The sequence below is a fragment of the Pseudomonas inefficax genome (assembly GCF_900277125.1).
In the GTDB taxonomy this organism is placed as follows: Bacteria; Pseudomonadota; Gammaproteobacteria; order Pseudomonadales; family Pseudomonadaceae; genus Aquipseudomonas; species Aquipseudomonas inefficax.
In genome coordinates this window covers 1-11,374 of sequence record NZ_OPYN01000194.1, presented here as the reverse complement: position 1 = coordinate 11,374, position 11,374 = coordinate 1, and the positions used below count along the sequence as shown (strand labels likewise).

Annotated in this window: 3 protein-coding genes; all 3 read left to right on the top strand. The window is 63.9% G+C overall.

Annotated elements, in window-relative coordinates:
- Nucleotides 1-696: phosphopantetheine-binding protein (locus JV551A3_RS23940; protein ID WP_235874637.1), on the top strand; the 696-nt coding region annotated here is incomplete at its 5' end.
- Between the two features lies 1 nt (nt 697).
- A complete protein-coding gene (locus JV551A3_RS23935; RefSeq protein ID WP_133979176.1) occupies nt 698-4,042 on the top strand; it encodes a non-ribosomal peptide synthetase in 3,345 nt (1,114 codons plus the stop codon).
- 12 nt (nt 4,043-4,054) lie between these two features.
- Nucleotides 4,055-11,374 (top strand): non-ribosomal peptide synthetase (locus JV551A3_RS23930; RefSeq protein WP_133979174.1); only part of this gene is annotated, 7,320 nt, incomplete at its 3' end.

Below are 11,374 nucleotides of genomic sequence, written 5' to 3'. Positions count from 1 at the left end.
GGGCGCCTGTACCGCACCGGTGACCTGGCGCGCTACCGCGCCGACGGCGTGATCGACTACGCCGGACGCATCGACCACCAGGTGAAGATTCGCGGCCTGCGCATTGAACTGGGCGAGATCGAGGCACGCCTGCTGGAGCTGCCGAGTGTGCAGGAGGTCGTGGTGCTGGCGCAGGACGGGCCAAGCGGCAAGCAGCTGGTGGGCTATGTGGTGCCTGCCGACAGCATGCAAGACGAAGGCGCCTTGCGCGGCAGCCTGCGCGAGGCGCTCAAGGCCGGTTTGCCGGACTACATGGTGCCGGCACACCTGCTGCTGCTCGACAAGCTGCCAGTGACGCCGAACGGCAAGCTGGACCGCAAGGCCCTGCCGCAGCCGGATGCCAGCCAGTCGCAGGGCGAGTACATCGCCCCACAGAGCGAGCTGGAGCAGCAGATTGCGGCGATCTGGGCGGATGTGCTGAAGCTGGAGCGGGTCGGGCTGAGCGACAACTTCTTCCAGCTTGGCGGGCATTCCCTGCTTGCCACGCAAGCGGTGGCGCGCCTGCAGATGGAGCTGGGCGCGGATACACCACTGGCCCTGATTTTCCAGACCGACAACCTTCGTGATTACGCCGCCGCCGTAACCGCAGCAATTACCGAATGCACGGCAGACCTGGACGAGTTCCACGATTTCATGAATGAGCTTGAGGCAGTTTGAGATGAGCACCGATAACCGCAACACCGATCTGGTTCACCGCTTCATTCGGCTGCCGCTCGAGCAGCGCAAGCTGTTTTTGGAAAAGCTGGCATCCAAGGGCGGCAGCCTGGCGCAACTGCCCATTCCGCAGGTGCGCGGCGACTTCGAGCAGCTGCCACTTTCCTACGCCCAGCAACGCCTGTGGTTTCTCTGGAAGCTGGACCCGGACAGCGCGGTGTATAACATTTCCTCGGCCTTGCGGTTCAAGGGGAGCCTGGACCGGGCAGCCCTGCAACGTGCCTTCGACGGCCTGCTGGCCAGGCACGATGCGCTGCGTACCACCTTCCTCCAACAGGACGGGCAGGTGCAGCAGGTGGTTCACCCACACCTTGCGTTGACGGTGACCTACGAACAGCTGAACGGTGCGGGCGAGGAGGCCTTGCGCGAGCAAGTGGAGCACGAGGCGCGTCAAGGCTTCGACCTGGAGCATGGGCCGCTGCTGAGGGTCAAACTGCTGGCGCTTGATGCACACGAGCACGTGCTGGTGCTGACCCTCCATCACATCATTGCCGATGGCTGGTCCATGCCGTTGATGGTGGAAGAGCTGGTGCGCCTGTATGAGGCCTATGCCCAGGGCGGTGATGCACAGCTGCCCGCGCTGCCCATCCAGTACGCCGACTACGCCATCTGGCAGCGTAGCTGGATGGAGGCCGGTGAGCAGACACGGCAGCTGGCCTACTGGACTGCGCAACTGGGCGGCGAGCACCCGGTGCTGGAAATGCCGATGGATCGCCCGCGCCCCACGGTCAGCAGCCTCAAGGGCGCGCGCCTGGCCATCGACCTGCAGGCAGGCCTGGCGCGTGCGCTCAAGCAGTTCGCCCAGCAACAGGGCGTAACGCCGTTCATGCTGCTGCTGGCCAGCTTCCAGGTCCTGCTGCACCGCTATTCGGGGCAGGCGGACATCCGCGTTGGTGTGCCGGTGGCCAACCGCAACCGGGTGGAAACCGAGCGCCTGGTCGGCCTGTTCGTCAACACCCAGGTACTGCGTGCCGAGTTCGACTTGCAGATGACCTTCAGCGACTTCCTCAGCCAGGTGAAACAGCGAGTGGTCGAGGCCCAGGCCCATCAGGACCTGCCTTTCGAACAACTGGTAGAGGACCTGCAACCAGAGCGCAGCCTCAACCACAGCCCACTGTTCCAGGTGATGTACAACCATCAGACCCAGGCCAGAGGGGAGCGCCGCAACCTGCCCGGGCTGGAGGTGGACGCTGTGGCGTGGGACAACCACACGGCCAAGTTCGACCTGACCCTGGAAACCTTCGAACACGAAACCGGTATCGGCGCTGCACTGGTCTACGCCACCGACCTGTTCGATGCCTCGACTGCCCGCAGCCTGGCCCGACACTGGCAGAACCTGCTGACGGCCATCGTCGAGCAGCCCACCCAGCGCATCGCAGACCTGGCCCTGCTGGACGCCAATGAGCACCGGCAGATCATCGAAGGCTGGAACGCTACCCAGGCCAGCTACCCGAATGCCAGTTGCATCCACCAGCTGTTCGAGGCGCAGGTAGCGAAAACCCCGGATGCCCCGGCGTTGATCTTCGGCGAGCAGACGCTGAGCTATGCCACCCTCAACCGCCGGGCCAACCAGTTGGCGCACACGCTACGCGAACAGGGGGTTGGCCCGGATGTGCTGGTGGGCATCGCCATGCAGCGCAGCCTGGAAATGGTCGTCGGCCTGCTGGCCATTCTCAAGGCGGGTGGCGCCTACGTGCCGCTGGACCCGGAATACCCGCAGGACCGCCTGGAATACATGCTCGAAGACAGCCAGGCGATCCTGCTGCTGTCGGAGACCAGCCTGATTGACCGAATGCCCGGGCAGTTCCAGTCGCGCACGCTGCTGCTCGACCAACTGTCGCTGGACGGCTACCCGGACACCGACCTGACCTGTGTGACCAGCCCTCGCAACCTTGTCTACTGCATCTACACCTCAGGCTCGACGGGCAAGCCCAAGGGCGTGCAGATCGAGCACCGCAGCGTGGCGGCGCTGATCGGCTGGTCGCTGTCGGTGTACAGCCAGGCAGACCTGTGTGGCGTGCTGTTCTCCACCTCGATCTGCTTCGACCTGTCGGTCTGGGAACTGTTCGTCACCCTGTCGGCCGGTGGCTATGCGGTGCTGGCCGGCAATGCCATGGAGCTGCCGAACCTGGCTGCCAAGGACCGGGTGCGGCTGGTGAATACCGTGCCATCGGCGATCAAACAGTTGTGCGAAACCGGCAACATTCCGCCGTCGGTCAAAACCATCAACCTCTGCGGCGAGGCGCTGAAGCAGTCCATCGTCGACGACCTCTACCGTTTGGCGCATGTGAGCGATGTGTACGACCTGTATGGCCCGTCCGAGGACACCACCTATTCCACCTGCACGCTGCGGGCGGCGGGTGGCAAGGCCAATATCGGCCGGCCGTTGCACAACAGTGCTGCGTACGTGCTGAGCGGTGCTTTGCAGCCGGTGCCAGTGGGCGCCGTCGGTGAGCTGTACCTGGCCGGTGCCGGGTTGGCCCGTGGTTACCTGAAGCGCCCGGGGCTCAGCGCCGAGCGCTTCATTCCCAACCCCTTCGATGCGCAGGGCGGGCGCATCTACCGTACCGGCGACCTGGCCCGCTATCGCCCTGACGGTGTGCTGGAATATGTCGGCCGGGTGGACCATCAGGTGAAGGTTCGCGGCTTCCGCATCGAACTGGGCGAGATCGAGGTGCGCCTGCAGCAGGAGGCAGTGCGCGAAGCGGTGGTCATGGCCGTTGACGGGCCCGCCGGCCAGCACCTGGTGGCCTACGTGGTACCTGCCGATGCTGGCGTGATGGCCGATGCCGCTGCGCAGTCGTCCCTGCGTGACCACCTGCGCGCTGCACTGAGGAAACACCTGCCGGAGTACATGGTGCCCGCCTACCTGTTGCTGCTCGACACGCTGCCACTGACACCCAACGGCAAGCTGGACCGCAAGGCGCTGCCACGCCCGGACGTTGCCCTGCTGGAAGAAGCCCATGTGCCGCCGCGCACACCCTTGCAACAGCAGGTGGCGGCCATCTGGGCGCAGGTGCTGAAAGTCGAACGGGTTGGCCTGGGTGACAACTTCTTCCTGCTGGGCGGGCACTCGCTGATCGCCACCCAGGTGACCAGCCGCGTCCAGGAGCAGGTCGGGTTGCCGGTCAGCCTGAAAGCGCTGTTCGAAAACCCCGGTCTGGGCGACTACTGCGCGCAGCTTGAGCAGCTGACGCCGCAGGCAGACCCTGTTCAGAATGAACTGGCTAAATCCCTGGAGGCCCTGAAACGTCTAACTACGGAGGAAATTGAAAAGCTGGTTTCTTAGGAGATTTTTACTGTGCAAGAGCTGCTTGAGTCTGTAAAGCTACTGTCCACCAAAGAGCGCCAGGCCCTGGCAGCCTTGCTCAAGCAGCAGGGGGTGAACCTGTATGGTGTCACCCCGATCTTCAAGCGCGAGCCTGAAGCTTCGCTACCCCTCTCCTATGCCCAACAGCGGCAATGGTTTCTCTGGCAACTGGAGCCAGACGCGCCGATCTACAACATTCCGGCGGCCTTGCGCCTGCAAGGTCATCTGGATGTCGAGGCGTTGCAGCGTAGCTTCGATGCCCTGATTGCCCGCCACGAAACCCTGCGTACCACCTTCAGCGAAACAGGGCAGGGCACCGTCCAGATCGTTCACCCCGAACACACCCTGGCGCTGGCTATCCAGACACTGCACCACGCCGATGAACACACGCTGCGTCAGCAGGTGGAAGCCGAGGCGCGCCGCCCGTTCGACCTGCAGCAAGGCCCGCTGCTGCGGGTCAAGTTGCTGCGCCTGGCGCAGGACCGGCATGTGCTGGTGGTGACCATACATCACATCGTCTCCGATGGCTGGTCGATGCCGCTGATGATCGATGAGCTGATGCAACTGTATGCGGGTTATAGCCAAGGCGGAGAGCTGCAGTTGCCGGCGCTGCCGGTGCAGTATGCCGACTACGCGATCTGGCAGCGCCAGTGGATGGAGGCCGGCGAGCAGGAGCGGCAACTGGCGTACTGGAAGGCACAGCTTGGCGATGAGCAGCCGGTGCTCGAGCTGCCGACCGACCGCCCCCGCGCTGCGTCCAGTAGCCACCGGGGCGCCAGGCATGAGGTGCGGCTGCCCGAGGCCCTGGTGCACTCGCTCAGGCAACTGGCCCAACGCCAGGGCGCGACGCTGTTCATGTTGTTGCTGGCCAGTTTCCAGACCCTGTTGCACCGCTATTCCGGGCAGTCCGACATCCGCGTCGGGGTACCGGTTGCCAACCGCAACCGGGTGGAAACCGAACGGCTGATCGGCTTTTTCGTCAATACCCAGGTGTTGCGCGCCGAGTTCGACCTGCAGATGACCTTCAGCGACCTGCTGGAGCAGGTCAAGCAGCGTGCGCTGGGCGCGCAGAGCCATCAGGACTTGCCGTTCGAGCAACTGGTGGATGCCCTTCAGCCCGAGCGTAGCCTGAGCCACAGCCCATTGTTTCAGGTGATGTACAACCACCAGATGCAGGCCAAGGGCAAGCAGCGCAGCGTGCCGGGGCTGCAGGTGGAGGGGCTGACCTGGGGCCACGACACGGCCAAGTTCGACCTGACCCTGGACACCTTTGAGTACGAGCACAGCCTTGGCGCCGCCCTGAGCTACGCGACCGACCTGTTCGATGCCGTGACCATCGAACAGATGGCGCAACACTGGGTGAACCTGCTAGAGGCGATCGTGCGCCAGCCCGACCAGCGCGTGGTCGATCTGCCGCTGGTCAGCCGGGCGCAGCAGGAGCAGACCGTGCAGACCTGGAACCCGTCGTTGACGCATTTCGCTGCCGAGCAGCCCCTGCATCAACTGATCGAGGCCCAGGTCGAAACTGCCCCGAATGCGGTGGCACTGGTCTGCCGCGAGCAAACCCTGAGTTACGCCGAGCTCAACCGCCGGGCCAACCAGCTGGCCTACAAGCTGCTGGAACTGGGGGCCGGGCCGGATGTGCTGGTCGGCCTGGCCGTCGAGCGCAGCCTTGAAATGGTCATCGGCCTGCTGGGCATTCTCAAGGCGGGCGCTGCCTACGTGCCGCTCGACCCGGAGTATCCACAGGAGCGCCTCACCTACCTGTTCGAGGACAGCGGCATACGCCTGTTGCTGACCCAGCAGCACCTGCGTGACGCGCTGCCAGTACCGGCAGGCGTGCAGACGCTGATGCTGGACGGCGATACCGACCTGGCCGGCTACAGCGAAGCCAACCCCGCCTGCCGGGTGAGCGCGGACAACCTGGCTTATGTGATCTACACCTCAGGCTCTACCGGCAAGCCCAAAGGGACGCTGCTGGCGCATCGGAACGTGGTTCGCCTGTTTGCAGCCACCCGGCACTGGTTCCATTTTGACGCCAGTGACGTATGGACGGTGTTCCACTCCTACGCCTTCGACTTCTCTGTATGGGAGCTGTATGGCGCGTTGCTGCATGGCGGCAGAGCGGTCATCGTGCCCAAGGATGTGGCGCGCTCCAGCGAAGACTTCCATGCCTTGCTGGTACGTGAGCAGGTCACCGTGCTCAATCAGACGCCATCAGCCTTCAAGCCGCTTGTCCCGGTTGCCTGCGAGGCGGCCAGGGCTGGCCAGGGGCTGAACCTGCGGTACGTGGTGTTTGGCGGCGAAGCCCTGGAGGTGAGTAGCCTCAAGCCTTGGTTCGACGTGTTTGGTGACTGCACGCCGCGCATGATCAACATGTACGGCATTACCGAAACAACCGTGCACGTGACTTATCGGCCGATCACCCTCGAAGACTTGCAAAAGGGTGCCAGCAGCCCGATCGGGGAGGTGATTCCCGACCTGTCCTGGTACCTGCTCGACGCGGCATTGAACCCGATCATGCCGGGCTGCACAGGTGAAATGCTGATTGGCCAGGCGGGCCTGGCGCGGGGTTATCACGGCCGCCCCGGGTTGACCGCCGAGCGCTTCGTGCCAGACCCCTTCGATGACAACGGTGGCCGCCTGTACCGGTCGGGCGACCTGGCCCGCTACCGTACCGACGGGGTCATCGAATACATCGGGCGTATCGACCATCAGGTGAAGATTCGCGGTTTCCGTATCGAGCTGGGCGAGATCGAAGCACGCCTGCTCGAACAACCTGCGGTGCGCCAGGTCGCGGTGCTGGCGGTGGATGGTGCCAGTGGCAGGCAACTGGTGGGTTATGTGGTGCCAGCCGACGCTGGCGTGCTGCAAGGTACTGAACAGCAGGCCGTGCTGCGTGACAGCCTGCGTGCCGAACTGAAGGCCAGCCTGCCTGAGCACATGGTGCCCGCGCATCTGCTGTTCCTGAAGCAGCTGCCACTGACCGCTAACGGCAAGCTCGACCGCAAGGCCTTGCCGGCGCCGGACGCCAGCTTGCTGCAGGGCGAATACCTCGCGCCGCAAACCGAGCTGGAGCAGCAGATCGCGGCGATCTGGGCCGATGTATTGAAGTTGGAGAAGGTTGGCCTTGCCGATAACTTCTTCGAACTGGGCGGCGACTCGATCATGTCGCTGCAGGTGGTCAGCCGGGCCCGTCAGCTGGACATCCAGTTCACCCCCAAGGAACTGTTCCAGTACCAGACCGTGCAAGGCCTGGCGGCGATTGCCCGGCGAGAGGCCGGTACGGCAATCGACCAGGGGCCGGTGGAAGGCAGCATGCCGCTGACACCGATCCAGCACTGGTTCTTCGAATCGGACATCGTCGAGCGCCATCACTGGAACCAGTCGGTGATGCTGCAAACCAGCGAGGTGCTGGATGAACAGCACCTGCAAGCGGCGTTGCAAGCGCTGGTTGAACACCACGATGCCCTGCGCCTGCGCTTCGACCAGGCTGAAGGTGCCTGGCGAGCCGTGTTCGGCACTTCGCAGCACGCGCTGCTGTGGCGCCGGCAGGTTGAACACGCCGAGGCATTGGAACAGGTAGGCAACGAAGCCCAACGTAGCCTGAACCTGAAGCAAGGGCCTCTGCTGCGGGCGGTGTTGGGCGACCTGCCTGATGGTAGCCAGCGGTTGCTGCTGGTGATCCATCACCTGGTGGTTGATGGTGTGTCGTGGCGTGTGCTGCTCGAAGACTTGCAACTGGCTTACCTGGCGCTGACTGCTGGTCGAACGCCGGCGTTGCCGGCCAAGACCAGCGCGTTCAAGGCTTGGGCCGAACAATTGCGGGGTTATGCAAGCGGGCCGGCGTTGCAGCATGAGCTGGGTTACTGGCAAGGCCAGTTGCAGGGCACTGACGATGTTTTGCCTTGCGATTATCCGCAAGGTTCCAACCTGGAGTGTCATGCTCTTTCGGTGGCTACCCGCCTGGATGCTCATTGGACGCACAAGCTGCTGCATGAGGCCCCGGCGGCCTACCGTACCCAGATCAACGACCTGTTGCTGACCGCGCTGTCGCGGGTCGTCGGGCGCTGGACCGGGCGGGCGGAGGTGCTTGTGCGTCTGGAAGGGCACGGCCGTGAAGACCTGTTCGACGGTATCGACCTGACCCGCACGGTAGGCTGGTTCACCAGCATGTATCCTTTGAAGCTCAGCCCGCAGGCGCAATGGCCAGGTTCGATCAAGGTTATCAAGGAACAGCTGCGCGCAGTTCCCAACAAAGGGATTGGTTACGGCGTACTGCGTTACCTGGGGGCCGCAGAAACCCGCCAAGCGCTTGCGCAACTGCCCAAAGGCGAGATCGTCTTCAACTACCTGGGCCAGTTCGACAGCAGTTTCGACGAGGTCACGAGCTTGTTGATTCCCACGCAGGAAAGCGCTGGCCAGGGCCATGATGATGCGGCACCTTTGAGCAGCCAACTGGCCATCAACGGTCAGGTCTTTGGCGGCGAATTGAAGCTTAACTGGAGCTTCAGCCGCGAGCGCTTTGAACCGTCGACAATCCAGCGGCTGGCCGATGAGTATGCTGAGGAACTCAAGGCACTGGTCGAGCACTGCTGCCAGCCACAGCACCGGGGGGTGACACCTTCGGACTTTCCGCTGGCCGGGCTGACCCAGGCCCAACTGGACAACCTGCCGGTGGCCGCGGCACAGATTGCCGATGTCTACCCGCTGTCGCCCATGCAGCAAGGCATGTTGTTCCACAGCCTGTATGAGGAGGGCAGCGGCAACTACATCAATCAGATGCGGGTCGATATCGACAACCTGGACCCACAACGCTTCAAGCAGGCCTGGCGGGATGTGCTGGCCGCCCACGACATATTGCGTACCGGTTTCGTGTGGCAAGGTGAGCTGGAGCGGGCGGTCCAGATTGTGTGTAAAACGGTCGGGTCACCGTTCAACGAGCTTGACTGGCGCGATAAGCCCTCGGTGGGGCAGGCCCTGCAGGCGCTGGCCGATGATGAGCGCCAGCGTGGTTTCGATTTGGCTGTGGCACCTTTGCTGCGTCTGGTGCTGGTGCGTGTCGACGAGTGCCATTACCACCTGATCTATACCAACCACCATATCCTCATGGACGGCTGGAGTACCTCCCGCCTGCTGGGTGAAGTGCTCCAGCGCTATGCGGGGCAGCAGATGCCAGCACAGGCGACGCATTACCGAGATTACATTTCCTGGCTGCAGGGCCAGGATGCCGCGGCAGCGGAAAGCTTCTGGAAAGGCCAGCTGGCGGCGCTGGATGCCCCGACACATTTGGTGCAGAGCCTTTGCAGTGCAGGTCAGAGCCATTCCGACAGCGGTCAGGGCGAATACCATCAGCGCTTCGACCGTGAGCAAACTCGGCAGATCGAGGCCTTTGCCAAGGCCAATCGGGTTACGGTCAATACCTTGCTGCAATCGGCCTGGCTGTTGCTGTTGCAGCGCTGCACCGGCCAGCCCACTGTCTGCTTCGGCGCAACGGTGGCAGGGCGGCCGACAGACTTGCCTGGTGTGGAAGAACAGATTGGCCTGTTTATCAACACCCTGCCGGTGGTCGGTACGCCTCGCGCGGAACAGACCGTCGCGCAATGGGTTGCCCAGGTTCAGGCGAGCAACCTGGCTGCGCGTGAATTCGAGCACTCCCCGTTGTATGAAGTGCAGCGTTGGGCAGGGCAGGGTGGTGATGCCTTGTTCGACAGCCTGCTGGTATTCGAAAACTACCCGGTGGCCGAGGCGCTGCAGCAGGGTGCCCCAGATGGCCTGCGTTTCGGCGAGGTGGCCAACCGTGAACAGACCAACTACCCGTTGACGCTGGTGGTGAGCCTGGGTGCAACCTTGTCGATCCAGTACAGCCACAATCGCAGCCACTGGACTGGCCAGGCCATCGAGCAGGTTGCGCGACACCTGGGCAATCTCATCACCAGCATGGTGGTGGATGCAGGTCAGGTACTGGCCGAACTGACTTTGCAGAGCCCCCATGAGCAGCAACAGCTGCGGGACTGGAACGCCACAGATGCGGTGTTCCCGGGGGAACGCAGCATTCATCAGCTGATCGAAGCCCAGGTGTTCGCCACCCCGGATGCCCCGGCGCTGGCCTTTGGCGAGCAGATCCTGAGCTATGCCGAGCTCAACCGCCGTAGCAACCGGCTGGCGCACAAGCTGCGCGAGCAGGGCGTGGGCCCGGACGTGCTGGTGGGCATCGCCATGGAGCGCAGCCTGGAGATGGTCATCGGCTTGCTGGGTATTGTGAAGGCCGGTGGCGCCTATGTGCCGCTGGACCCGGAATATCCACAGGACCGTCTGAGCTACATGTTCGAGGACAGCGGCATCGCCCTGCTGCTGACCCAGTCGCACCTGCACGAAGCCCTGCCGATCCCGGCCGGCCTGCGCAGCCTGGACCTGGACACCGAGAATTTCGACGGCTACAGCGATGCCAACCCGAATGTCGACGTGGCCCCGCTGAACCTCGCCTACGTGATCTACACCTCCGGCTCCACCGGTCGCCCGAAAGGCGCAGGCAACAGCCATCAGGCGCTGGTCAACCGCCTGTGGTGGATGCAGAAGGCCTACGGCCTGGACGCCAGCGACAGCGTGCTGCAGAAAACCCCGTTCAGCTTCGACGTGTCGGTGTGGGAGTTCTTCTGGCCGCTGATGACCGGTGCGCGCCTGGTCATGGCCCAGCCGGGTGCGCACCGCGACCCGCAGCTGCTGGTCGAAACCATCAATCATTACGGCATCAGCACGCTGCACTTCGTGCCGTCGATGCTGCAGGCGTTCATGACCCACGAAGCGGTCGAAAGCTGCGTCAGCCTCAAGCGCGTGGTGTGCAGCGGCGAAGCGTTGCCGGCCGAGCTGGCCCGCCAGACCCTGCAACGCCTGCCTGCTGCGGGCCTGTACAACCTGTATGGCCCGACCGAAGCGGCGATCGACGTCACCCACTGGACCTGCCAGCCGGACGAAAGCATCAGCGTGCCGATCGGCCAGCCGATCGACAACCTTAAGACCCACATCCTCGAAGGCAGCCTGCAGCCGGCGGTGCGTGGCAGCGCCGGCGAGCTGTACCTCGGTGGCGTGGGCCTGGCCCGTGGTTACCACCAGCGCCCGGCGCTGACCGCCGAACGCTTCGTGCCGGACCCGTTCAGCGACAACGGCGGGCGCCTGTACCGCACCGGTGACCTGGCGCGCTACCGCGCCGACGGCGTGATCGACTACGCCGGACGCATCGACCACCAGGTGAAGATTCGCGGCCTGCGCATTGAACTGGGCGAGATCGAGGCACGCCTGCTGGAGCTGCCG